This is a genomic window from Anaerocolumna sp. AGMB13025, assembly GCF_029689925.1.
Taxonomy (GTDB): domain Bacteria; phylum Bacillota; class Clostridia; order Lachnospirales; family Lachnospiraceae; genus Anaerocolumna.
The window spans coordinates 1508899-1533762 of record NZ_CP121445.1; the positions used below are offsets into that span (position 1 = coordinate 1508899).

The 24864-nt window shown below is 36.9% G+C and carries 19 protein-coding genes; 16 read left to right on the forward strand and 3 right to left on the reverse strand.

From position 1 onward, the window contains the following. The first annotated feature begins 2 nt into the window (after positions 1–2). On the forward strand, positions 3–833 hold the full coding sequence (locus QA584_RS06160) for a tetratricopeptide repeat protein (RefSeq protein WP_278273633.1): 831 nt from the start codon (positions 3–5) through the stop codon (positions 831–833). Positions 834–1111: 278 nt separating this feature from the next. Here QA584_RS06160 and QA584_RS06165 read toward each other — a convergent pair whose 3' ends face one another. Then, complete coding sequence (locus QA584_RS06165; protein ID WP_278273634.1) at positions 1112–2074, reverse strand: helix-turn-helix transcriptional regulator; 963 nt, start codon at positions 2072–2074, stop codon at positions 1112–1114. A 185-nt stretch (positions 2075–2259) separates the two neighbouring features. On the opposite strand from QA584_RS06165, the gene QA584_RS06170 reads away from it, so the two are divergent. The 5 genes from QA584_RS06170 (at position 2260) to QA584_RS06190 (ending at position 8832) form a co-directional block, all read left to right on the forward strand. Continuing rightward, the gene (locus QA584_RS06170) at positions 2260–2871 is read left to right on the forward strand and encodes an MptD family putative ECF transporter S component (protein WP_278273635.1); all 612 of its coding nucleotides are present in this window, start codon (positions 2260–2262) and stop codon (positions 2869–2871) included. Then, a complete protein-coding gene (locus tag QA584_RS06175) occupies positions 2868–3566 on the forward strand; it encodes an energy-coupling factor transporter transmembrane component T (RefSeq protein WP_278273636.1) in 699 nt (232 codons plus the stop codon). The genes QA584_RS06170 and QA584_RS06175 overlap by 4 nt, the downstream gene beginning before the upstream one ends. A 75-nt stretch (positions 3567–3641) precedes the next feature. Next, the gene (locus tag QA584_RS06180) at positions 3642–5036 is read left to right on the forward strand and encodes an ABC transporter ATP-binding protein (RefSeq protein WP_278273637.1); all 1395 of its coding nucleotides are present in this window, start codon (positions 3642–3644) and stop codon (positions 5034–5036) included. Positions 5037–5389: 353 nt separating this feature from the next. Further along, positions 5390–7150 (forward strand): ABC transporter ATP-binding protein, encoded by a 1761-nt coding sequence (locus tag QA584_RS06185; protein ID WP_278273638.1) that lies wholly within the window; start codon positions 5390–5392, stop codon positions 7148–7150. Beyond that, complete coding sequence (locus tag QA584_RS06190; protein ID WP_278273639.1) at positions 7147–8832, forward strand: ABC transporter ATP-binding protein; 1686 nt, start codon at positions 7147–7149, stop codon at positions 8830–8832. The genes QA584_RS06185 and QA584_RS06190 overlap by 4 nt, the downstream gene beginning before the upstream one ends. Positions 8833–9019: 187 nt before the next feature. Here the strand turns inward: QA584_RS06190 and QA584_RS06195 are convergent, their stop codons facing one another. Then, a complete protein-coding gene (locus QA584_RS06195; RefSeq protein WP_278273640.1) occupies positions 9020–9793 on the reverse strand; it encodes a helix-turn-helix transcriptional regulator in 774 nt (257 codons plus the stop codon). 185 nt (positions 9794–9978) lie between these two features. Between QA584_RS06195 and QA584_RS06200 the strand changes: the two genes are divergently transcribed. The 6 genes from QA584_RS06200 (at position 9979) to QA584_RS06225 (ending at position 19055) form a co-directional block, all read left to right on the forward strand. Continuing rightward, a complete protein-coding gene (locus QA584_RS06200; RefSeq protein ID WP_278273641.1) occupies positions 9979–11598 on the forward strand; it encodes a response regulator transcription factor in 1620 nt (539 codons plus the stop codon). An 89-nt stretch (positions 11599–11687) separates the two neighbouring features. Then, a complete protein-coding gene (locus QA584_RS06205; protein WP_278273642.1) occupies positions 11688–12815 on the forward strand; it encodes a glycosyl hydrolase family 8 in 1128 nt (375 codons plus the stop codon). Positions 12816–13203: 388 nt separating this feature from the next. Further along, a complete protein-coding gene (locus tag QA584_RS06210) occupies positions 13204–15039 on the forward strand; it encodes a sensor histidine kinase (RefSeq protein ID WP_278273643.1) in 1836 nt (611 codons plus the stop codon). A gap of 275 nt (positions 15040–15314) precedes the next feature. Then, a complete protein-coding gene (locus tag QA584_RS06215) occupies positions 15315–17048 on the forward strand; it encodes an extracellular solute-binding protein (RefSeq protein ID WP_278273644.1) in 1734 nt (577 codons plus the stop codon). A gap of 101 nt (positions 17049–17149) precedes the next feature. After that, a complete protein-coding gene (locus QA584_RS06220; protein WP_278273645.1) occupies positions 17150–18112 on the forward strand; it encodes an ABC transporter permease in 963 nt (320 codons plus the stop codon). A 13-nt stretch (positions 18113–18125) separates the two neighbouring features. Next, positions 18126–19055 carry a carbohydrate ABC transporter permease gene (locus QA584_RS06225; RefSeq protein WP_278273646.1) on the forward strand — a complete coding sequence of 310 codons (930 nt, stop codon included), beginning with the start codon at positions 18126–18128 and terminating at the stop codon, positions 19053–19055. Between the two features lie 64 nt (positions 19056–19119). On the opposite strand, the gene QA584_RS06230 is transcribed toward QA584_RS06225, so the two are convergent. Then, complete coding sequence (locus QA584_RS06230) at positions 19120–19440, reverse strand: DUF4491 family protein (RefSeq protein ID WP_278273647.1); 321 nt, start codon at positions 19438–19440, stop codon at positions 19120–19122. 483 nt (positions 19441–19923) lie between these two features. Between QA584_RS06230 and QA584_RS06235 the strand changes: the two genes are divergently transcribed. The 4 genes from QA584_RS06235 to QA584_RS06250 all read left to right on the forward strand — a co-directional run bounded on the left by QA584_RS06235 (position 19924) and on the right by QA584_RS06250 (position 24606). Then, positions 19924–20721, forward strand: a complete 798-nt coding sequence (locus QA584_RS06235) for a DeoR/GlpR family DNA-binding transcription regulator (RefSeq protein WP_278273648.1) — start codon at positions 19924–19926, stop codon at positions 20719–20721. A 296-nt stretch (positions 20722–21017) separates the two neighbouring features. Further along, positions 21018–21887 (forward strand): carbohydrate ABC transporter permease, encoded by an 870-nt coding sequence (locus tag QA584_RS06240; RefSeq protein WP_278273649.1) that lies wholly within the window; start codon positions 21018–21020, stop codon positions 21885–21887. Between the two features lie 287 nt (positions 21888–22174). Next, a complete protein-coding gene (locus tag QA584_RS06245) occupies positions 22175–23008 on the forward strand; it encodes a carbohydrate ABC transporter permease (protein ID WP_278273650.1) in 834 nt (277 codons plus the stop codon). 143 nt (positions 23009–23151) lie between these two features. After that, positions 23152–24606, forward strand: coding sequence for an extracellular solute-binding protein (locus QA584_RS06250; protein ID WP_278273651.1), 1455 nt, complete (start codon positions 23152–23154; stop codon positions 24604–24606). Positions 24607–24864: the final 258 nt, after the last annotated feature.

The following is a 24864-nucleotide window of genomic DNA, read 5'->3' on the forward strand; positions in this document are numbered from 1 at the left end:
GGATGGAACTTGACAAATCATGGGATGAAATTTTAAAGGAAGCCCTGGAAAGACTCAACGAAAATCCGGACGACTTGGAGGCACTTTATTACAAAGGGGTTGCATTATGTGAATTAAAAAAAAGCCAAGAGGCATTGGATTGCTTTGAATGTATTCTTAAGGTTATGCCGGAGAAAGATATTGCCTTATACTATAAGGGGCTGGTGCTAAGTGATTTAGGAATGCATGAAAATGCCATTTTTTTTTATAAGAAGGCACTGTCCCTGTCTCCTGAACTTGATTATGCATGGAACAATCTGGCCTTTTCTTTGAGTCAGTTGGGTAGAACTTCAGAAGCTATATATTATGCGACAAAAGCAATAGAAGTGAATTCTGAAAATTCCTCTGCCTGGCTGAATAAAGCAAGTTTCTGTGATGAGCTGGGAGAATACGAAGAGGCGTTGGAAGATATTGAAACTGCACTTAGATTAGAGCCGGAAAATGCCAATATGATGTATGTAAAGGGAAATATACTAAGTGACCTGGAAGAATACGAGGATGCAATCCGGTGGTATGATAAAGCGATTGAGATTCAGGAGCAATATGATGATGCATGGACGAATAAAGGGCTTGCATTCAAAAAAGCAGGTGATTATACGGAGGCAGTCCGTTGTTATGACAAAGCGATCGATATCAATAGTCAAAATGCAGAGGCTTGGAATAATAAAGGGATTGCCCTTAGGCTTTTGGAGAAGCATGAAGAAGCAATCAATTGTTTCCTTATAGCTGAAAAGCTAAAGAATCCTATGGCAACAAAAAATCTAAACTGTTTATACCATATAAGGAAGGAATGATAAAAGCCCCTAATGCTGATCAAAATGTGATGAGGTTCTCCTATCATGATTAAAGTCACGAATTTCCGAACCTCTCCTTGTAAAAAGGTAAAGAAGATTGAAGAAAATATTTGGACTGTCTGTATTTATACATAATAAACACTGAACAAGGAAAGCTATTTTTCTGGCTTATCTGGAAGTCCTATCATTATGGGTACGATACAAAAAAAGCAAAGCAATACATATATGAATACAAACGCTTATGTTGTTTTAGGCGTTTCTTTGGATGGGTTTTACCCTCAAACCTTCATCATCTTACGATATTCACCAGGAAGAACACCCACATTTCTTTTAAACAATTCTGCAAATCTGCTAGGATTCGTATATCCTATTGTTTCACCAATTTGTGCAATCGGCAAATCTGTATGCGAAAGCATAAATTCAGCGTTTTCCATTCGTGTTTGCTGAATAAATTCTGTAATAGTACAACCATAAATGATTTTAAAAATCTTTTTCAATTTTGTCTGCCCCATACATGCAATTTTAGAAAGCTGATCTAAGGTTAATGGATAAGCAGCATGATCTTTAATGTAGGAGGAAACACAATAAATCTGTTTTTCATCCGTATCAGAAACATGACGATACTCTTTACTATGTTTGTAAGAATGTTCCATAACCAAAGAAACAGCTTCATTTACTTTGGCTTCATAAAACATTTTTGCACTGATTCCAGTTCCTCTATACTCAGCCACTTGATTAAGCAGTAATAACATTTCAGGAAAATGATAGGTTTCATCAATAGAAATAAAGGCATCGTAAGGGTCTGAATAATCGTCAGGATATTTTTCTTTTAAGTAATGTGTGTAATAAGCAGGAAGAATTTCTATTCCTACTGACCGAATCGGTATCCTTTTGTGCATTAGAGCTTTATAAGTTTTTTCCCCGCCTATAAACGTTTTGATACAGTTTGCATTGATTCTGCGATAGGGATTCAATTCATGTCCAGCGATTGACTGATAATAAGAAATACTCATACATTCTGGCAGTTGGCATTCAAGTAAGTAATCCTGGTAAAATGAGAAATCATGTATTTTTATATCATATAAATTGGATACGGAATAAATCCAATAAAATCCTTCTCCTAATTCTTTTGAGAGTTCATACGTCTGACCGCAGGAATTAAAATTTCCATTTGGATTTACGGGCATAAAGCCCCGGTCTATTAAAATATTTTCGTAAAGATGTTCTATATTCTCTCTCATACAAATCCTCCTTATTAGATACCTTGATTGGACGAAATAATACCTCAATTAGCCATAACTAACCGACCGATATTGAAATAGTAAAATAGATATGATAGTTTGTATCTTGTGGTTAGGTTCAACTAACCTATATCATAACACAATTTCTTGCTGCGTCAAGAAATTAAGAAAAAAGGAGGAAGATTATGATCAGTCAGGCGAGAGGTAATCAGAAACAGTTAGGAGTAAAAGATTTGATAACTATAGGCGTTTTCACTGCAATTCTATTTGTGACCATGCTTGTTGGTGGAATCATATTTGCGCCTAATCCGGTTCTTACATTTTATATGCCCCTTGGTGCTGCCTTGCTTGGAGGACCTGTTATGATGCTTTTAATAGCAAAGGTACCAAAGCGTGGCGTTGTTACAATTTCTGGGATTCTTTGCGGCGTGATCTGGTTTGCAACCGGAATGCATTGGGCGATGGATTTAGGTTATGTAATTGGTGGAATTATTGGCGACTTGATAGCAGGAAGTGGGAAATATAAAAATAAACTGCTTAACATGATAGCTTTTATTTGTGTTAGTTTAGGTGCTACAGGAAGCTATATCTCTTATTTTTTAGACAAAAACGGCTGGAGTAATTATATGGTAAAAGGTGGAACATCTTCAAGCTACATAGATGCTATGAATGGGGCTGCGAAAAATTGGATGCTTGCAGTTATTCTGATTGGCACGGTTCTTGTAGCTGGAATCAGTGCATGGATTGGAAGTAAACTACTTAGAAAGCAATTTAAAAAGGCTGGAATTACAGCATGAGTTGGCTTCGATTTGATCCTAGAACGAAATTGTTTGTACTTTTTGCAAGTGTTCTTTGTACAATGTTTACACCATCGTTTCGTTATGAATTTATTTTAGTTTGTATGATTGCTGGGCTTGCCCTGCTTTTAGGTCAACTGCCAAGTGCATTCTTTGGAATCGCGCTCTATGGTTTAATTTATGGCATCTCACTGTTTTCTGTTTTACAGATGACAGGAACCTGGCAGGCTATATTTGCCGCGTTCTTTGGGTTAGTAAATAAGGTATATCCTTGTGGCTTAATGGCGTGTCTTATGATAAAGACAACAAAAACTGGCGAGTTTATGGCAGCACTTTATGAAATAAATATGCCAGATCACTTTGTAATTCCCTTTGCCGTCATGATGCGGTACCTTCCTGTTGTTAAAGAAGATTGGAAGTATATAAAGGATGCCATGAGAATGCGGGGAATATCGCCATCTATAAAAAATATATGTACCCGTCCATTCGTAGTAATAGAATGCCTGTATGTACCGCTTATGATGGCTGCATCTAACACGGCAGATGAATTATCAATAGCTGCGGTAACCCGTGGAATTGAAAGTACGAATGTAAAGACTAGTCTTATCGAAATCAAATTCACGGTGAAAGACTTTATCGTGATGGTTATATTTACTACATATTTTATATTCGGAATTATAGCACGACTACAATAAACTTTATTAAACTCTATTACTGATTTAATAATAATGAATAGAAGGAAATATAAAAGCATTCAGAGAGGTTAAAAGATGGAGAAAATTCAATTAAGTGATATCAGCTTCGCATATGAAGGGACGGTTGATGGGGGTGTTAAAAATATTAATTTATCCATATCTGCTGGACAATGCGTGGTATTAACCGGACAGAGTGGATGCGGAAAAACCACAATTACCAGATTGATAAATGGTTTGATCCCCGAGTTTTTTAAAGGGGAACTAAAGGGAAATATAGTTGTGGACGGGGAGGATCTTTTCGCAAAGAAACTTTATGAAATCGCACGAACTACAGGCTCAGTGTTTCAAAATCCTAAAACACAGTTTTTTAATACAGATACAGATGGAGAGATTGCTTTTGGTCTGGAAAACCGGGGAATAGAACGTAGTAAGATAATAAATAGAGTAAAGCAGACCGCAGAAGATTTAAAGGTTACAAATCTCTTAAATCGTAGTATCTTTTCCTTATCAGGAGGAGAAAAACAAAAAATAGCGTTTGCTTCTGTTTATGCCACGAATCCTGATATCTATATTTTGGATGAGCCATCTTCGAACCTGGATACGAATTCCATTTCCGATTTAGCAGAATACATTCAAATCATCAAAAAGCAAGGTAAGACCGTTGTGATTGCAGAGCATAGATTGTACTATTTAACAAATTTGGCAGATGAGATTTATTACATGGAACACGGAGAAATCAAATATAAATGGACACAATCTGAGTTTTTAAAATTATCAGATTATGAGCGAGAGCTTCTGGGGCTTAGATCCTTTTTATATAAAGAACCTCAAATTTGTACAGAAGTAAAAGAAAAAAAGAAAACGGTATTGGAAGTTAGAGATTTATCAATTGGTTATGGAAAAAAAGTGGTGCATTCCCACATTAATTTGACGGCTGCAAAAGGAGATATTATTGCAGTAACTGGCCATAATGGAGTCGGAAAATCCACTTTTTTAAGGACAATCTGCGGTTTACAAAAGCCGCTGGAAGGAGCGGTAATTTGGAATGGGGCAGCCCAAAGTGAGAAGAAATTAATCAAAAGGGCATATATGGTCATGCAAGATGTGAATTATCAACTATTTGCAGATAGTGTGGAACATGAAACCCATTTTGGAATAAAAAATCCAGACCTTGATAAGGTTGAAAAAACTTTAAAAGAATTAGGATTGTATCAATTAAAGGACGAACATCCAAATACGTTATCGGGAGGTCAAAAACAACGGATAGCAGTTGCTGTAAGCATGATTTGTGATAAAGAGGTTCTGGTATTTGATGAACCTAGCAGTGGTCTGGATCTGGAAAGCATGAGAGTTGTATCTGAATTAATAAAAGACTTAGCGAAAGCGGATAAAATTATATTGGTAGTAACACATGACTCTGAATTGATTTCTCAAACTTGTAATCGGTTGTTTCAATTAGGTGGCTCATAAAATTACATAAGTCTTAACAACATTAGTAAATTTTTTGCAGCCTAGCATTACAAAAGGGCTATTTTTAATTAACAGTAGCAGCAGAAAATAATGGAATATTTATAATGAATTTTGTAAAAAGTAGAAAGGAATAAAAGATTGAAAGAAAATAAAAGAGTAGAAAGGATGCCACATTATGATTCTTTCAACCAGTTATATTTGTGGCAGTATCGCAAGTAAACTTGCGATATGCAATGGGTGTAAAGGTTGAAAGAAAATAAAAGAGTAGAAAGGATGCCACATTATGATTCTTTCAACCAGTTATATTTGTGGTAGTATCGCAAGTAAACTTGCGATATGCAATGGGTGTAAAAATGAAGAAAAAAGAAAGCTCCATAGGGCTACTCCTGCAATGGGCTGGCAGGGATAAATATTATTTGTACTTATCCGTATTTTGTTCATTGATCAGTGGACTGTGTACTATGATTCCCTATTATGGAGTGTATCATATCATAACAGCGATTTATGAAAATACCTGCACGAATAAAGTTTTAATAAATAACAGTATATTGATTTTTAGCGCGATTTTACTTCGGTTTGTATTATTTGGATGTGCAGGTATTCTTTCACATAAAGGAGCCTATCGTACACTTTATAAGGTTCGAAGCATGATTGTGGAGCATATGGCAAAAGTTCCGCTTGGGGTCTTGAGTGAGTATCATACCGGAAGCATTAAAACAGTATTAAATGAAGATATTGAGAAATTGGAGTTGTTTTTAGCACATCATCTACCTGATTTTATTTATTATATGTGCGGTCCAATTGCAGTCTTTTTATATCTATGCTCTGTTAATCTTACGATGGCACTCCTCTCTTTGATTCCACTTGTTTTAGCTATTGCGGTTATGGTATCCATGTTTTCGGGTATGTCGAATATGCTTGAGGCTGCAAACCAATCATTGGTGAACTTAAATTCAGTCATCATTGAATATATTAGCGGCATGAAAGTCATAAAGGCTTTTCGTATGGGAAGCAGTTCTTTTCAGAAATATAAAAATGCCATAGAGGAAGAAAATACCATATGGAATAGAATATCAAGAAAAATGGGACCATCCTATGCTGCTTATATCGTTATTACTGAGTGCGGATTACTTTTTATGGTCCCAATTGGAGGATATTTCATTTTACACAACTCCATATCATTGAATGTCTTACTCTTGTTTGTTTTTATCGGATCTTTATATTTAACCGAGTTAAGACCTCTGCAAGAACTTGGTTCAAACTTTGCAAAGGTCTTACATGCTGTGGAAAAAACAAAAGATATTCTGGAAATTCCTATATATGAAGGAGGCTGCAATTTTCCTGTAAAACATGATATCTGTCTAAAAGATGTAAGTTTTAACTATTCATCAAATAAAGAACAGGAAGTGCTTAAAAATTGCAATCTTTTCATCCGCCATGGAGAGAAATTGGCACTGGTAGGTAAATCCGGTGCGGGAAAAAGTACAGTCATTCAACTGATAGCCAGATTTTATGATGTAGATAAAGGGAGTGTTACAATTGGCGGAACGGATGTACGGAAATTAAATTATGAAGAACTTTTAAAGAAGGTGTCTATCGTATTTCAGAAGACATTCTTAACCAGAGACAGTGTTTTTGATAACATACGAATGGGCACAGAGGCAACCCTTGCAGAGGTAAGGGAAGCCGCAAAAAAAGCCCAGATAGATTCTTTTATTATGACACTTCCAGAGGGCTATGACACAAAGGTCGGAAGTTATGGAACACGATTTTCAGGAGGAGAAAAGCAGAGAATAGCAATAGCAAGAGCAATCTTAAAAAATGCTCCAATCTTGATCCTGGATGAAGCCACTTCAGCAGCAGATCCAGAGAATCAGGTTGAAATAGACAAAGCAATTAAGAATCTTTGTGAAGGAAAAACAGTTATTATTGTGGCACACCGTCTTAGCGCATTAAAAATATGCGACCGTATTGCAATTATAGAAAATCATACAGTTAGCTGTATTGGAAGTCATGAAGAAGTGTTAAACGAAAGCACTTATTATAAAGCAGCCTGGGAAAGTTATCATAAATCCAGAACTATGACTTATCAGCTGGAAGGAGATTTAGTGTGAAATGGAATAATAAGCTTTATCTATCTATTCTATGTGTCATTTTAGAAGGACTCTTATCTGGAAGTAATTTTATGGTAATGTTCTATATCTTTAGGATTCTTTTGACAAGGCAGATGGAGATGGAAAAAATCATGGTAATAACAGGAGGCATTGGAGCTATTTTTATTCTAAGACTCTTAATTTACAGTTTTTCATATGTTCAAGGTCAATTGGGGGGAGCAAAGGTTAGCAGGGAGATACGATTATTCCTTGGTGACAAATTAAAAAGAATTCCCCTTTCAAGATTCCAGAAATCCCAGACAGGTGAGTATATTAATGCAGCAACTGAAAATATAAATAGTTATGAACAGATTTTGACACATAAAGTAGGTGATGTTATAAAAAATCTGACCTTAGTGATTATGCTGATTGTATTTGTGTCTACATTGTATGTACCCTCCGGATTGATTTTACTCTTAGCTTTGCTTATGTTCATTCCGGCAATTGCGTTGTCCTTTCGAGCTGTGAAAAAGTATGGGAGGAAGAAGAATGAAATCTGCGTTGAAAATGTTAGCAGTATGGTTGAATACATTACTGGGATACAAACCTTTCGAGCATACGGAATTGGGGGGAGAAAAAACAAATCCGTTATGAGCTCTATGAAGAAATTCAGTGATATCAGCTTCATTTATGAATCTAAGATTATACCGGATGGAGTAATGTATAGTATTCTGATAGGAAGTTCACTGCCAATCGAAATCATTGTGGCAGGAAATCAATGGAACCAGGGAAGACTAGACACAGTTTCCTTTGTTATGATTTGCCTGTTACCATTATTCTTTACTAAATTGTTGGGAAGTATTTTTGTAGATATGACAAGTTACAAAAATTTAATGATTGCGAAGAATAAAATCAATGCAGTAATTCAGATGCCTGAAGAAAATCAGATGAATTCAGATTTCCAACCGAAAAAGCATGATATTGTCTTAGAACATGTAGATTTTTCCTACGAACCAGGACAGAGCATTTGTAAAAATTTGAATCTTTGTATAGAAAATCAAAAATTAACTGCCATCGTAGGAGAATCGGGCTCTGGAAAATCTACAATCTTGAACTTGATAGCAAAATATTACGAACCAGATGCCGGTGAGGTCAGGATTGGCGGATATTCAATTATGGACAAAGGAACCGAACAAGTTCTGTCACAGATTTCCACGGTAGAACAGGAGGTGTTTTTGTTTAATGATACCATTCGTAATAATATTCGATATGCCAGACCACAGGCTGACGATATCGAAATTGAGCTTGCGTGTAAGGAGGCTAATTGCGAGGAATTTATAAAAAAACTACCTATGGGATATGAGACAAATGTGGGGGAAAATGGAAATCAGCTATCTGGCGGAGAAAGACAGAGACTTTCCATTGCAAGAGCAATTTTAAAAGATGCCCCAATTCTGTTGTTGGATGAGGCTACAGCAAATTTAGATGTAGAAAATGAGTTAGCTGTAAAACTAGCAATAAAAAATCTTTTAAAAAAGAAAAAAACAGTGGTTATGATAGCTCATACTATGTCAATTGTAAAAAATGCAGATAAAATTGTTGTTATTGCTAATGGGAAAGTAAAGGAAGAGGGGACACATGAAAAATTATTACGTTTAAATGGAAAATATGCTGACATGTGGAAGGCGGAGCAGATGTTATAAATTTGAAAGCCGGCTTCTGAAACCGGGAATTGCCAATGCCGCTTTTTCACAATAAAGAATTAAAGTACTTCATAATACCAAGGTAAGAAAAATGTAAGACTAAGCTGCGGCAAACTATCCTGTCAAAAATTTGTTCTATGGGATATCGTTTGCCGCAGCCCTTTTTAACCCATAGCAAAACTAAACCTTATTTTCTTCGAAAAGCGCCGGGAGTGGTTCCGGTGGATTTCTTAAATTGCCGGATAAAATGATATACTTCATTATAACCGAGTTCCAGAGCGACTTCTTTTACCGAAAGTTCGGTAGAAGTTAAAAGAATTTTTGCCTGAGCAATTTTTACATTAATAACATCGTTAATGCAGGTAATACCAAAGGCTCTTTTGTACATTACCTGAAAATAGGCATGGGATAGGTGTGCCTGCTGTGCAAGGTCTTCTATTTTCCAGTTTTTTTCAGGAGAATTAACAATCTGTCGTCTGACAGCCAGCAATTCCTCGTAATGGGGAATATTGATGGTCTGTTTCTGATACAGATCGAATTCTTCGCCGGTTTTTATCATCAGAAGTTCGATTAATAAGGTGTAAACCTTGCTGGAATTTTTGTTTTCTGGATTAAATTCTTTATCGATTAACTTTAAAATATCATGGATAAAACTATCATTCGAAATCTTGAATGGAATGTTTAAAGGAAAGGTCAATTCACTTAAAAATTTTTCACGATTATCCGGTGCAAAATGCAGATAGTCATCTGTATATTGTTCACCCGTTGGAAAATATCTGTGAGGAGTATTGCTGTCTATTAGTATTACTGAGGGACAGGTAACATTGTAAACACAGTCATTTGAAACAAAAGTACAAGGGGTTTTAACGTAAAGAAATAAAAAATCAATTCTTCCGGTGGGTCTTTCAATTACAAAGTTACTGTCGTGTATGCTGTCCAGGGCGATATAATGAATATACATCTGCAATGCCTCCTTTTTTATTGGATAAAATTATATATCAATTATTTACAATTATATAACATTGTTTCCGATATCACAAGTTTATATAATAAAATTAAAACAGATATGATGTACAGCATGTAATATCATCGAAAATATAAGAACGGAAATAAACTTTAATGTGCTTTTAGGGAAGGAGAGACATTATGCTGGTTAATGATTCGTTATTAAATATTTTGTTGGTAGATGATGAACCTTTTATCAGGAAAGGACTGGCGGCTTTGATTGACTGGGAGGCAGAGGGATACCGTATTGCAGGAGAAGCCTCTAATGGCAGGAATGCTTTGCAGTTGATGGTGGAAGAGGAATATGATTTGATTATTTCAGATATTAAGATGCCGGAGATGGATGGAATCGAATTCCTTTCTTATGTCAGGAACAAAAAAATCAGCAATGCAAGATTTGTTTTTTTAAGTGGATATTATGATTTTCAGTATGCGAAAACCGGGATGCAGTATGGCTGCTGTGATTACATCCTAAAACCAATCCAAAAAGATGAGCTGTTAGCAGCCCTGCGCAGGATTATGGAGGAATGCCGAAGAGAAGCTGGAAGGAATAAGGACAATAAGGTTTATGAAAAGGCGTATCTTGACCGTAATATAATGGCGCTGATATGGGGAAAATATGATGATGTCAATTTAAGTTATGTGAAACAAAAACTCAAGCTTACGGATAAAGTATCCTACCTCCACTTAGAGATTTCCTTAAGAGATGAAAGGTTTCTGGTTTTATCTGATGAAAAAAGAAGGGAAGAGCAGAGAAAACTGTATCATTATGCCGCTTTATTGCTTAAGGACAGGGCGGATCATATTATTTTTGATGTTACAAAAAGTACGGAATGTTATGACATTGGGATTATATATAGTGATTATTTTGCCAAGGATAGAAACATGTCCAGTAAAGACTGGACTGTCTGGCTGGTAATGGAATTAACAGAACGTATTGGGTATACCATAGCGGCATGTTCTGGCAGTAAAGTAGATAGCATCGAAGCCATTTCTGACTCCTACAGAGAGGCCAGTATGATGCGGTTTTTCCGATTCTCCAGTAAGAGTGAGAATGATGCCGCACCTATGGCCAGTAACAATAAGACAGTTAAGAATCTGCAACCGGATTATCTAAGGAAGGAGTTAGAGGATTTAATCCACTCCATAGAAATTAATGATACGGTAAAAATCCGTACTTCTGTCAAGCTCATATACAGCCGGATGCTGGATCCCCATATAGAATCCGAAGCCATTGGTCTTAATATCCAATATTTATTGTACCGCCTCTTAGGACTTGCGTATGAGCTGGATGCCAATATAAATCAGGATGAAATCTTACATTATATGAAAGATGCGGTATTTTCCTCTGATAAGATAAAAGGCAATGAATATAAGTTTATGCGTTTTATAGAAGATTACACCGATTATCTGGTTCAGCTTCGCCAAAATAATACAAAAGGGACTATAAACCAGATTGAAGCTGAAATTGAGAATAACTATGCGCAAAATCTGAGCCTTAAGTCTTTAGGGGAAAAATATTATATTAACAGTGCCTATCTGGGTCAGATCTTTAAAAAGAATTACGGCTGCTGTTTTAAAGATTATCTGAATAATGTACGTATGCGTAAAGCCGCGGAAACTATGCTTAGGACGAACAAGAAAATATATGAGATTGCCGGAGATGTGGGCTATAAAAATATAGAGTACTTCATCAATAAGTTTGAAGATATCTATGGTATGACGCCCTCCAGATTCCGAAAAAGAAATCTTGCAAGATAGCGTAAGTTACACGTTATAATGATGAATTACATACACATGGGAGTATTAAAAAATAGATAGACATAAAATATCAACTTAAGGAGAAAACAATGCAAAAAGGTGGATTTTACACAGGAGTTTATCCAAATTTGTTTGAAAAAATCGGAATCACGAAGGAGGAGATTGACCAGAGGATAGAAAAGACTTTTTACACCATGTTCCATGACCCGGAAGAAAAGATATATTTTGAAAAAGGGGAGGATATGGGGTATATGTTAGATACCGGCAACAATGATGCAAGAACGGAAGGTATGAGCTATGGAATGATGATGGCGGTTCAGATGGACAAAAAGGATATATTTGACCGTTTATGGTTGTTTTCCAAAACCTATATGTATCAGAGTACCGGCAAATATCAAGGATATTTTGCCTGGTCTGTTTCTACGGAGGGAAAGAAAAATGCCGAGGGACCGGCACCGGATGGTGAAGAATATTATGCCCTGGCGTTATTTTTTGCAAGTACCCGTTGGGGAGACGGTGTGGAACCCTTTGATTACAGCAGACAGGCAATTGATATATTAAAGCATGCCCTGCATCAGAAAGAGTATGTGAAAGATGGCTGTCCTATGTGGGAGCCTGAAAACCATTACATAAAATTTGTACCGGAGGCGAATTTTTCTGACCCCTCCTATCATCTACCGCATTTTTATGAACTATTTGCATTAAGGGCAGATTCAGAAGACAGGGAGTTCTTTCAAGGGGCGGCTAAGTCCAGCCGGGATTACCTTATAAGAACAGCTCATCCAGTGACTGGAATGGCACCGGAATATGCCGAATATGACGGTACACCAAAGCAATTACATCATAAAGGGCAGTTTTATTCCGATGCGTACCGTGTAGCTATGAATATCGGATTGGATGCCGCCTGGTTTGGGGAGGATGATTCCCTGAGTGAGATTGCAGACCGGTTACAGACTTTTTTTAGTGAGAATACAAAGTTATTAAACTACCATAATTATCTTCTGGATGGAACGGCTCTTTCTGAACCTGCATTACATCCTGTTGCAATTCTTGCTACCAATGCAGCAGCATCCTTAGCCGCAAAAGGAAAATATCAAATGCAGTGGGTGTCGGACTTTTATAATACCCCCCTTCGGACAGGGGAACGCAGGTATTACGATAACTGTTTATACTTTTTCTCGTTGCTTATGCTTGCGGGAAGATACCGAATTTATTAATTATTTAACTTCCCAGCTGACATTACCAAATAATAAAGCCTTCTGTTTTATGCATAAGGCTTTATTTTCTTGTGTTATAACCGTTAAAACGATGATCAATCTTATCCGAAATATCTTGATAAAGATTGGATTAATCGGCAGACGAGAGCGCGTTAAAACCGGATGGTATAATCCAACTATCACTGGAAAGAGCCTATTCATCGCTTACCTCAAAAATATACTTTCCTTTTCGGGGATCATTATTCCCCCTAATTTTAATACTGTTTTTTATTCAGTAACTGGTTTTACCCGTTGTGATTTTTAACGTTTTATATGTTATAATAAAGGTAATTCCATTGCAGCAACAGATTAAAATGAGGGTAAAAGGTGGAAAAGAGGAGAGTATATCATGAATGGCAAAAAGTCAGACTATCCGATTCCAAAGAACATAAAAAAGTATATCCGGGCTTTATACGATAAGATTTTAAGGCATATCAATAACCGGAATATAAGGGTAAAAACCATTTTTTTATATGTATTCTGTGTTTTGGTTCCCGTATTGGTTACAAATACCTTTATCGTAGGCAATGCGCTTAAGGCTTCCCATGACGAAAGCGTAGAAACGATCAATAATATTGCTGACTCCATAGCCAGTGATATGTCCTCCTTCTTTGAGAATGCGGTGTTTTTGACAGTGGACATCTATGCCAGTAATTCTATATATAAATTTTTGGATACCCGTTACACCACCAATGGCAAATTCCTGCAGGAATATAATAAGGTATTTGATAATTATGTGTTTTATGCAAATTCCAGACGTCTAATCAGTGATATAACATTATATTCAGATAACCCTACCATGCTAAACGGTGGAAGATATTACAGACTTGATACAATAAAGGAAAATGAATGGTATAACAAGTTTGTACAGTCAAACAAAGACTTATTCATATATCCTTACTATAAGGAATCCGTAGATATTAACCAAAGAAACCGTACCATATCCGTGGTACGAAAACTAAATTACATAGAAATGAGTAAAAATGAGAAAATCGTAAAGCTTGATTTAAATTACAATATGATGAAAGAAGCCATTAAAGATTCAGCTTTTAATACGGTGGTATATGTCTGCAATGGGGATAATATTATATTTACCAACTCGGACAAGGACAAAATCACAAAAAATGATTTCCTAGGTAAATCAGAGATTCCAGGGAAGGATATTCAGATTCATAAAAATTTTACTGCCTATGGATTTGATTTTGATGTATATGTAAGTGGATATAAATCCAATTATTTGTCTATGATTAAGAAAAATCTGCTGCTGATAGCAGTTTTGTTTCTGGCTGATGCCTTCATACCGGCGATTATGCTTTCTTTATTCAGTGATTCCATTTCAAAGAGAATCCTATTGCTTGGAAGATATATGAAGAAGGTAAAAGGGGAAGAATTTGAATTGATCACAGAGAGTGAAGGTAAGGATGAAGTCAGAGAATTACTGGATAATTATAATTTGATGGTCACGAGAATGAAACATCTCATTGAATATGAGTATAAAAGTAAACTGGAACAGCAGGAACTCCGTCTTGCCAGGCAGCAGGCGGAATTGCTGGCCTTATATAGCCAGATTAATCCTCATTTTATGTTTAATGTGCTGGAAAGCATACGTATGCGCAGTGTGATAAAAGGAGAACAGGAAACTTCTCAAATGATAGAAAGTCTGGCAAAATTAATGAGAAAAAGCGCCGAATGGGGTGCGGATTTAATTACTATTCAGCAGGAAATCGGATTTGTACAGGACTATCTGGATTTACAGAAATATCGTTACGGAGATAATTTTAACTATAAAATCCGTATCGGAGAAGGCTGCGGTAACCTAAAGATACCAAGTCTGGTCCTGGTCACCTTTGCCGAGAATTCCTGTGTCCACGGACTTAACAGAGAAGGTCATTCCGGAACCATCTTTCTGACGGTTAAAAAGGAAGAGGATTTCTTAATGATTGAGATAGAGGATACCGGTGTGGGGATGGAGGAAGATAAGGTTATAGACCTTGAAAAAACTTTAAATGAAGCTAATATTGACGATCTGCAAAAGTCCTCCTCTCTTGGAATGTTAAATGCCTGCATCAGATTAAAAAAATATTGCGGCAGTATGACAAGAATCATAATAGAGAGTGAACAAGAGGCAGGCACCTGCATTACAATTAAAATACCTCTTGAATATAATATAAGTGAACATTTATAAAGAATTGATTTATAGTAAAAAAGGCGATGCACGGTAGAATAATAAATCCATCCAATTAAAATATGAATAAAAAAAACAAAAAAAACCATTACAAATTATGCATATATACTTTGTAATGGTTTTTTATATAATTTGTATGAAGAGTATATTGTGTAAATGTGATAAAATAAAGTATCGTCAAATAAGGTATGGGCTTCCTGGTTAAGTGCAGTTGTATATAAATTTTTCAACTGACTGTCTATGAAGCAGACGAAAAAACTTTTGGGAGGAATTTAATGAAAAAGAGAGTAATTGCCGCACTTATGTGTATTGCCATGGTGTCAATATTATTTACAGGCTGCGGTAAAAATCCATCAAAGGACACTTCATCGAATGTAGCAAAATCAAATGGAACAACAAATGGGGATACGAACTCAGGCAGTAATTCATCATCGAAGGAAATTAAAGAATTTACAGCATTCTTTGACAGACAAGGTATTGAACTAAACGATGATAACGAAGTAAAACAGATAATTGCCGATAAAATCGGTGCAAAATGCAAAGAAACCTGGTTAACCGGACAGACTGCAGAAGAAGCAGTCGGCATGTTGATTGCAAGTGATGAATATCCGGATTTTATTGACTGGACACCACAGTTACAGGATGCAGATGCACTGGTACCTATTGATGAGTATCTGGATAAATATCCGAATATTAAAAACTTCTGGAGTGATATACAATGGAACTCCTTAAAGCAGGAAGACGGACATATCTATTCTATACCTCAGTTTGGTAATATTAATGAAAAACCGATGGATACCTATCAGGGCGGAGAAGCTTTCTGGGTACAGACCAGAGTGTTGAAATGGGCTAATTATCCAAAGATTGAATCGTTAGATCAGTTATTTAAATTGTTAGAGGATTATTATGCTGCTAATCCTACCATGGCAGATGGAAACCCTGTCATTCCTTTTGAAATCTTAGCTTATGACTGGTTTTATTTCTGCCTTGAGAATCCTCCGCAGTTCTTAGACGGATGGCCAAATAACGGACGTTGTATCGTAGATCCTACTACCTTTTTGGTTTCCGATTACAATGTAACGCCTACCGCACAAAGATACTTTAAGAAGTTAAATGAAGAATATAAAAAAGGCATAGTAGATCCTGAGTTCATGACTATGAACCATGATCAGTTCTTAGAAAAAATCTCTTCCGGACGTGTACTTAGTATGGTAGAGCAAAGATGGGATTTCCAAACAGCGGAAGACTCCATCAAAGCCCAGAACTTAGAAGGCTGTACTTATGTTCCTCTTGGAATTACCATTGAACCTGGTATGAAAGAAAAGTACTATGTCTCCAATGAAGCTACGGTACTTTCCGGTGGCTTGAGTATTACAAAAAGCTGCAAGGATGTAGAAGGTGCTTTACAGTTTGTAAACGACTTATTAAGTCCCGAAATCATTACCCTTCGTTCCTGGGGTGTGGAAGGAAAGGATTACTTAGTAGGAGATGACGGTTTATTCTATAGAACTCAGGAAATGAGAGATAATGCAGTTAAATCCGAATACAAAGCCTCACATATATGCAGTTATGGTTACTTCCCGAACTATTCGGGTATGAATCCGGATGGAAAGAATGCCATGACACCAGATACCCAGCCATCTGAATTCTTTGACAGCTTAAAACCTGAGGTTCAGGAATGCTTAAAAGCTTATGGCGCAAAGACTTATGTAGACATGTTAGATAATAATGTAATAGATGGTATGGAGGAACCCTGGTATCCGATTTATTCCTTTGTAGGAGAAATGACTACGGAAACACCGGGAGGACTTGCGTGGACTAAGATGGAGGAAACAAAGAAACAATATCTTCCCCAGGTCGTAATTGCCGATAATTTTGATACTGCGTGGGCTGATTACATGAAAGCTTATAAAGGCTGTAAGCCGGAAGACTTCCTTACAGAAGTACAGGAAGCAGTATATCATAGAATTGAGTTGGTACAGGGAAAAGATGTAAGACCGGCTAAATAAGACACATTTATTATTTATACAAAAAACATAAATTGCAGACAGGCGGCTGCAGGAATCTGTGGTCGCCTGTTTTACTACAAAAAGAAAGTATGGTAATATCAATGGCTGGAGTAAAACATATTAAAGCGGAAAGGGTAAAGGATGTTAAGGTCAAAATAACCTGGAAGCAGATTATAAAACAAAGAGAACTGATTCTTTTATCGGTTCCATTCGTAGTATATGTTCTTTTATTTTCCTATGTACCCCTAATCGGTTGGGTTATGGCATTTCAGCAATACAAGCCGAAGTTAGGCTTTTTTGGTTCGAAATTTGTAGGATTAGATAAATTTAAGTTTTTATTTGTAGACAATCCGGATTTTATCAGAGTCATCCGCAACACCCTGGCAATGGGTGTAATCAACCTAGTGTTAAGTTTTGTATTTGCAATCGGATTTGCACTTATATTGAATGAAGTAGTACATAAAGGACCTAAGAAATTTGTCCAGACCATATCCTATCTGCCTCACTTTTTATCATGGATTATTGTATGCGGTATCTTACAGGATGCTCTTTCCATTGATCATGGTATTGTGAATGACCTGTTAGTTAACTTACATATCCTGAAAGCACCCATTAACTTCTTTACCTATAAGAGTTTGTTCTGGTGGATTGTAGGACTGGGTAATGTATGGAAGGAAACGGGATGGAACAGCATTATTTATCTGGCGGCAATCACAGCAATTAATCCTGATTTATATGAAGCTGCGTCCATAGACGGCGCAGGCAGGCTGCGGAAAATGTGGCATATTACTATGCCAGGTATCAAACCCACGATTTTTATCCTGCTGCTAATTAACATTGGAAATGTATTGAATGCAGGTTTTGAAATACAATATTTACTTACCAACGGACTGGTGCAGAGTGTCTCCCAGACTATCGATATTTATGTACTTAAATTCGGTATAAGCCAGGCTGACTATTCACTTGGTACTGCTGCCGGTATATTCAGGAGCCTTGTTAGTATCGTCCTGATATTCATCGCGAATTCAGCGGCAAAGGCAGCCGGTGAAGAACGACTTTTCTAAGGGGGACAACAGAATGGGGAAATCGAATACAATCTATAGGAATAAACATAAAAAAAAGTTGAAATTCAGCAGCATCCTATACTCAGGCATCATAGGCTTGATACTTACGGTATTTGTAATCATTACAATATATCCGATTTTAAATACGCTTGCCGTATCCTTTAATGATGCTCTGGATGCCATGCGGGGGGGAATTTATATATGGCCGCGGAAGTGGTCCTTAAACAATTACAGTACCGTAATTCATAAGAATAGTATCACCACCGGACTCTATATTTCAGTTCTTAGAACCATAGTGGGTACGGTCCTGCAGCTATCTGTCACCGCTTTGATATCCTTTGTTTTAAGCCGTAAGAATTTTGTGTTCTCGAAACCGATCTCGATGCTGTTCGTACTTACTATGTACGTGAACGGAGGCTTGATTCCAAGCTTTTTACTGCTTCGGACCTTAGGTTTTATGAACAGTTTCTGGGTATATATCGTTCCAGGTATGGTAAGCGCTTTTAATATGCTTGTCATACGTACCTACATGAACGGCTTGCCTGACAGTCTGGAGGAATCGGCAATGATGGATGGAGCCGGTTACTTTAAGGTTTTTACCAAGATAATCGTTCCACTTTGTAAGCCGGTGTTTGCTACAGTAGCTCTATTTATTGCAGTGGGACAATGGAATTCCTGGTTTGACACAATGCTTTACAACCGTATGGCAGATAATCTGACTACGCTGCAATATGAATTGATGAAATTATTATCCTCCGTAAGCCAGTTAAGCGGAGATGCCAATACCTCCGCTATTACCAGTTCGGTTAACAGTGCTCAGGTTACCACCAAATCTGTGCGTTCGGCGGCTACGATCTTAACCTGCCTGCCAATTGTAGCATTATATCCGTTCTTACAGCGTTATTTTGTTACTGGACTTACCATTGGTGGTGTGAAAGAGTAGTTAAAAAACAGATATGCATCAAATACTAAAGTGACAGAAAAATAAAAAATAAGGCAGAGGTGTATTACGAAACTTCTGCCTTATTGGTAATATTATCTTCTTTTTCCTTTTTGGGATTCTTGGGAAACCATCCTTTTTTCACCCGTTCCTCCTGCTCAATAATTTCATGTATTGCCCACAAAGATGAAAAACCAAAAACACCAGCAATACAAGAAAGAATCAGAGAATTAATAAGGAGTGATAATATAATGCCTCCAATACCAGCAAAAAGAAAGGCAGGCCATACCTTTTTACCGAAGTAGTATTCACATTTAATTACCACCGGATGGAAGGCACCTATAATTAAAAAGGTAACGATACCGATAAATATTCCTTGAACGTTCATCTTATCCTCTTTTCTTTATATTTTAATCTGAATTAATAAATTCATAGAATTTATTCTATATATATTCCCTTCGTGCTATAGTTTACCTTATCACAGTAAAAGCTTTTACAATATTCTTGCAAAACCCTTGCAAAATCTTAGAAAAATTTATATTTGAATAAAATAATTTCTGATATACTTAAACTAAATTACTTCTAAGAGATATTTACTGATACTATATCATAATGTGAAAGCTTTTACCACTAATATTAAACTGATTATGGATAAATAACAAACAGTAATCAATAGGGGTAATACCCCGTGTTGATTTGAGTATCCTATACCTATAAAACTGTGAATCCTAGTAATGTTTAAAGTAAGACCATAAGTTAAAGTAAAGTAAAACCATAAGTTAAAGTAATATTGACAAAGTGGATATGATATGAGAAGGTAAAGGCAGGGAAACCATTAACAATGACTATTGCAGATAATTGAGGAAAATATATGAGCACAAAAGTTGATAAACGAAGACTTGAAATTTTAAAATTGATACAAAGCGAAGATGAAGTGTCTGTTATCGATATGGCTAAACGGTTTGGAGTTACCATGGAAACAATCCGGGGCGATTTTGACTTTTTGGCCAAAGAACAGGGTCTTATAAGGACTCATGGAGGTCTTTCAAAACAAGATAATAAAAAGTATAACAAACATTACTTCTTCCATGAACGTCAGGTAATTCATATGGAGGAAAAGAAGAAGTTATGTTACAGAGCCATGGATTTTATCTCTGATGGTGATTGTATCTATATTGATTCCGGCTCTACGGTAATTTATCTGCTTAATTACTTAAACCAGAAGCGTGGGCTTACCATAGTTACGAACTCTATAGGATTTTTAATCTGTTACATTTTAGACGGCCATGAAACCAGTTTTAAAGAGCAGGGACACCGGTTTATATTCATAGGTGGCGAGGTGGAGGCCAATATTATGATGACTTACGGAACTTTTTTAGAACAGACCGTTCCGGAGCTTACTTATGATCATCTGATATTTTCAGTGGATGCCCTGGATTCCGTTCAGGGCGGAAGTAATGTGGATTATCAGGCTTATGCCACCATTAAATCGGTTCTAAAGAATACCCGTAATAAGATTTTATTAGCGGATAGCAGCAAATTTGATTTACGGGCTACCTATAAGGTTATCGGATTGGAAGATATTGACTGCTTCATAACCAATCTTCCGTTAAAAGAAAATTGGATGAATCTGTTTAAACAGAAGCATATACCGTATTATACGGTATAGTTACTAATTAAAGAACAAGGAAGGAAAAACCAAAGGGAAATATCAAAGAATCTATATATGAAAGCCATTTATAAACTACTTATTAACTCTCATGTTAAGGTGATTATATTGGCTTTTAAATCAGTTCTTATCTATCGGATGCAATTACATAAAAATTGGTTTATGTAATATAAAACCAAAAAAATAAGCATAAAAACAAATTTAAAGAAGAATTAACTAATTCTTTACATTGTTTTTATGCTATTTTTTTGTTTTATGTGCTAAGATAAGAGCACATGGAAGAAAGGAGCAGGATTATGAAAAAAAATACAGCTGCCAGAATTGGATTCAGTCTGCCATTTCTGATACCTCTGGTGCTTTTTTGGATTTTACCTTTAATCATAGCGTTTGCTATTAGTTTTACCGATTGGGATTACATATCTCCCAGTATGAATTTTGTGGGTCTTGATAATTATCAGAATACCTTTGGTGATTTAGATTTCACAAAAGCACTGATGAATACTTTTGCTTTTGCCTTTGGCACCATTGTCCCAACCATAGCCTTTGGGTTTATATTGTCTCTTTTCTTTGAAAAAGAGTTCCTTGGAAGTAAGTTTTTACGAAGTATCATATTCAGTCCCTGGATAACCCCAGCAGTAGCAGTTTCAATGGTATGGTCCTGGATCTATGAGCCGGAACGGGGATTTGCGAATCATTTCCTTAATCTAATGGGGATTGATTCTCTGCAGTGGCTGCAAAGCAGTGATACAGCCATGTTATCCGTTATTATATTTACCATATGGAAATCGGTGGGGTGGACCTTTCTCTTTTATATCGGTGCCTTATCCCAGGTTCCAAAAAGTATTTATGAAGCAGCAGAAATTGACGGTGCAGGCTATTTTAAAAAGTTACATTATATTACCCTGCCCTTTATATCACCTACAACCTTCTTCTTATTTGTCGTCAACCTGATTCAGGCAATTCAGGTATATGACCAGATTCAGATTATGACCCAGGGTGGGCCGGGAGGCAGTACGACAACCCTTTTATATTTGTATTATAAAAAATCCTTTGAGAATTTCCAGATGGGTCCGGCGAATGCGGTTGCAATGATAATTCTTATCCTGATAATTGTATTGTCGTTAGCTAGTAATAAAATCAGCAGCAAATGGGTGCATTATGAATAAAGTAATCTCAATGAATAAAAAGTATAGCTCTAGTAAAACAGTACAAACAATAACAACCATTGCTTCAAGTAAAACAGTACAAACAAAAAAAGCATTGCTTCAAGTAAAGTAGTACAAACAATGTAAGTATTACAACAAATAAAACAGTAAGCACCGCTTCATGTAAAACAGTACAAACAATAAAAAACATTACTGCAAAAAAATAGTCTAAGCAATTATAAGACATAGTAAGCAATAAATTACGTAACAGGCAATCAATATAGGAAGAGAGGTGTGATAGCTCAGATATGAAAAAGAAGATATCCCTTGGGATAAAGTATATATTTTTATGCATGATTTCCTTTTTATTTGTATTTCCGTTTCTATGGATGCTTTTTGGTGCCTTTAAGTCAAATAATGAGATTTGGCAGACGCCTTATCAGTTATTTCCGAAACATATTAATTTGACTGAGCTGGCAGCCAATTTAAAAGCGGTTAATCTGTACGGATACCTTGGAAACAGTTTTTTTGTAGGTGCAGTCGGTACCGTCTTAATATTACTGGTAAGCGGAATGTTTGCCTATGCAGTTGTATTTCTAAAGAGCAAAAACATGGACCGGATTTTTGCAATTGTATTAATAACCTATATGCTGCCAGGGGCGGTAACCTATGTTCCTGCCTATGTAATCCTGGCTAAGCTGCAGCTGCTGGACAAATTATCCGGTCTTATATTTTCTTATCTGGCCAATGTATTTGCAGTATTTTATTTCAGACAGTCCTTTATGAAAACCAGTATGGATTTTGTAGAAGCTGCCAAAATCGACGGTGCGAATCACAGGTTAATATTACGCCATGTAATACTGCCTTTGAATAAATCAGCATTCTGGTCAGTCGGGTTGATTACCTTCATACAGCTGTATAACAGTTATATGTGGCCAAGTATTATGCTGAAAAGCCAGGAGAAATACCTTATATCTCAAGGCTTAAGACAATTTTTCATACAAGATGGAGCTTATGGAATGAACTGGTCACAGATCATGCTTGCAAGTACCATTACGATACTACCGGTGGTCATACTCCTGATTGTAGCACAAAAATGGCTTATGGCTGCCATTTCCCAGGACAGCGGAGTGAAGTTTTAGCCGTAAATCCAGTGCGCCGGGATCGACGCAGAACGGCCATAACAAATGGTCAAGCAAGTTACTTATTGTTATTGATAATATTTATCGCACAGAAAAAGGGCAACTATACCAGTAGAAATGTGTGAAAAAAAGGAGGAAATGAAATGAAGAAAAGAGGAATCAGCCTATTCATTGCCGCTGTACTCATTATGACGGCTCTTACTGGCTGTGGCGGGAAGAAGGATTCGGCGACAGAAAGTAATGGAGGCAGTACTGCAACTCAAACCCAAACAGAAAGCCAAACCACTAAAGAGACATCAGCAGAAACGTCGGCTACTGACAGTGCCACAGCCGACAGCACTCTTACAGATAGTACTGGGGCACCTGTTGAAATCGAATTCTGGCATGCCCTTGGAGGAACCCTTGGAGATACATTAATCAGTATTATTAATGATTACAACGCATCACAGAATAAATATGTAATCAAGCCAGTTACCGTTGGCAGTTATTCGGAAATAGACCAGAAGCTCCAGGCGGCTTATGCCGCCGGTTCTACACCGGCACTTGTAGCAGGTGGTTCAGCCGATACTTTTTACAAAAAAGGTTTAGTAGAGAATTTTGAAGATTTTATGCCGGCTGGTTATGACAAATCAGATATTGTCGGCGGATTTATGAATGCCGCCACCAGAGACGGTAAAATGGTATTTGCCCCGGCTTACGGCACTTCTCAGGTTTTATATTATAACGCCGCAGTTTTAAAAGAAGCTGGTTATCAAAAAGAGAACTTAAGCTCCTGGCAGTCCTTACAGACCATGAAAGATAAAATTGTAGGCATTAGCACTGGTAAAGACAGTATACAATACGTATGGGAACCTATGTGGGGTTCCGGTAATATGATGGATGCCGTATCCAGTGCAGGAGGCAAGTTTATTTCCGAGGATGGTAAAACCGTGTTAATCAACGATCCAGCCTGGGTTGAAGTACTGGATCAGTTTAGAAGCTGGATTCATGAGGACAAATCCATGAAAATCTATTCCGGCGGTCAAGGCTGGGAATACTGGTACAAAACCATGGACGACTGGGTATATGGTAAAGCGCTGGGATATACCGGTTCACCGGGAGACTATGCAATTGCTTTGGAGGCGGTTAAAAAAGCCGTGGGAGAAGGTTACAAGAACGATTTTGCTGTAGCAATACAGCCCGGTTGGAAAGATAACGCGCCAGCGCCTTATTTTAGCAGCTTAATGTATTTTATCCCGAAGGGAAAAAATCTGAGTGAAGATCAGAAGAAAGGTGCAGCTGATTTCGTTACCTATGCGACAAATACTGCCAACACAGCTAAATTCTCTATGGGTACCGGATATGTAGCGGTACGTAAATCAGTTCTTGATTTACCGGAATATCAGGATTATTTAAAATCCAATCCCGATGCAGATGTTGCACTAAAACAGATTGATCAATATGCCGTACCGGAATTCGTAGATCCCACCGGCGGAGCAATCTTAAAAGCCTTAACGGAAGCGGTAGATAAGATACAGATTGAAAATGTTCCGGCAAAAGAAGCTTTGGATGCGGCTGCAAAAAAAGCACAAGCGGAACTTGATAAAGTGAATAAATAAATTAGTACGGCAGTCAGCACGAAGTGATTAAGAAGTGGATTGCCCAGGTATTGTATAAGTATATTATCATGCAATAGCAGTATTACAGGCAATAGCAGTATTACAGGCAATAGCAGTATTACAGGCAATAGCACTATTACAGGCAATTAGCAGTATCACAGGCAATTAGCAGTATCACAGGCAATTAGCAGTATCACAAGCAATTAGCAGTATCACAAGCAATTTAGCAAGTATTACATTGCAATTAACAAGTTTATC

Coding starts and splice junctions, on each gene's coding strand:
- QA584_RS06175 (WP_278273636.1), top strand. CDS start 2,868: ATGAGTTGGCTTCGATTTGATCCTAGAACGAAATTGTTTGTACTTTTT.
- QA584_RS06225 (WP_278273646.1), top strand. CDS start 18,126: ATGGGGAAATCGAATACAATCTATAGGAATAAACATAAAAAAAAGTTG.
- QA584_RS06210 (WP_278273643.1), top strand. CDS start 13,204: ATGAATGGCAAAAAGTCAGACTATCCGATTCCAAAGAACATAAAAAAG.
- QA584_RS06195 (WP_278273640.1), bottom strand. CDS start 9,793: ATGTATATTCATTATATCGCCCTGGACAGCATACACGACAGTAACTTT.
- QA584_RS06205 (WP_278273642.1), top strand. CDS start 11,688: ATGCAAAAAGGTGGATTTTACACAGGAGTTTATCCAAATTTGTTTGAA.
- QA584_RS06200 (WP_278273641.1), top strand. CDS start 9,979: ATGCTGGTTAATGATTCGTTATTAAATATTTTGTTGGTAGATGATGAA.
- QA584_RS06250 (WP_278273651.1), top strand. CDS start 23,152: ATGAAGAAAAGAGGAATCAGCCTATTCATTGCCGCTGTACTCATTATG.
- QA584_RS06235 (WP_278273648.1), top strand. CDS start 19,924: ATGAGCACAAAAGTTGATAAACGAAGACTTGAAATTTTAAAATTGATA.
- QA584_RS06230 (WP_278273647.1), bottom strand. CDS start 19,440: ATGAACGTTCAAGGAATATTTATCGGTATCGTTACCTTTTTAATTATA.
- QA584_RS06245 (WP_278273650.1), top strand. CDS start 22,175: ATGAAAAAGAAGATATCCCTTGGGATAAAGTATATATTTTTATGCATG.
- QA584_RS06215 (WP_278273644.1), top strand. CDS start 15,315: ATGAAAAAGAGAGTAATTGCCGCACTTATGTGTATTGCCATGGTGTCA.
- QA584_RS06160 (WP_278273633.1), top strand. CDS start 3: ATGGAACTTGACAAATCATGGGATGAAATTTTAAAGGAAGCCCTGGAA.
- QA584_RS06185 (WP_278273638.1), top strand. CDS start 5,390: ATGAAGAAAAAAGAAAGCTCCATAGGGCTACTCCTGCAATGGGCTGGC.
- QA584_RS06165 (WP_278273634.1), bottom strand. CDS start 2,074: ATGAGAGAGAATATAGAACATCTTTACGAAAATATTTTAATAGACCGG.
- QA584_RS06180 (WP_278273637.1), top strand. CDS start 3,642: ATGGAGAAAATTCAATTAAGTGATATCAGCTTCGCATATGAAGGGACG.
- QA584_RS06240 (WP_278273649.1), top strand. CDS start 21,018: ATGAAAAAAAATACAGCTGCCAGAATTGGATTCAGTCTGCCATTTCTG.
- QA584_RS06220 (WP_278273645.1), top strand. CDS start 17,150: ATGGCTGGAGTAAAACATATTAAAGCGGAAAGGGTAAAGGATGTTAAG.
- QA584_RS06170 (WP_278273635.1), top strand. CDS start 2,260: ATGATCAGTCAGGCGAGAGGTAATCAGAAACAGTTAGGAGTAAAAGAT.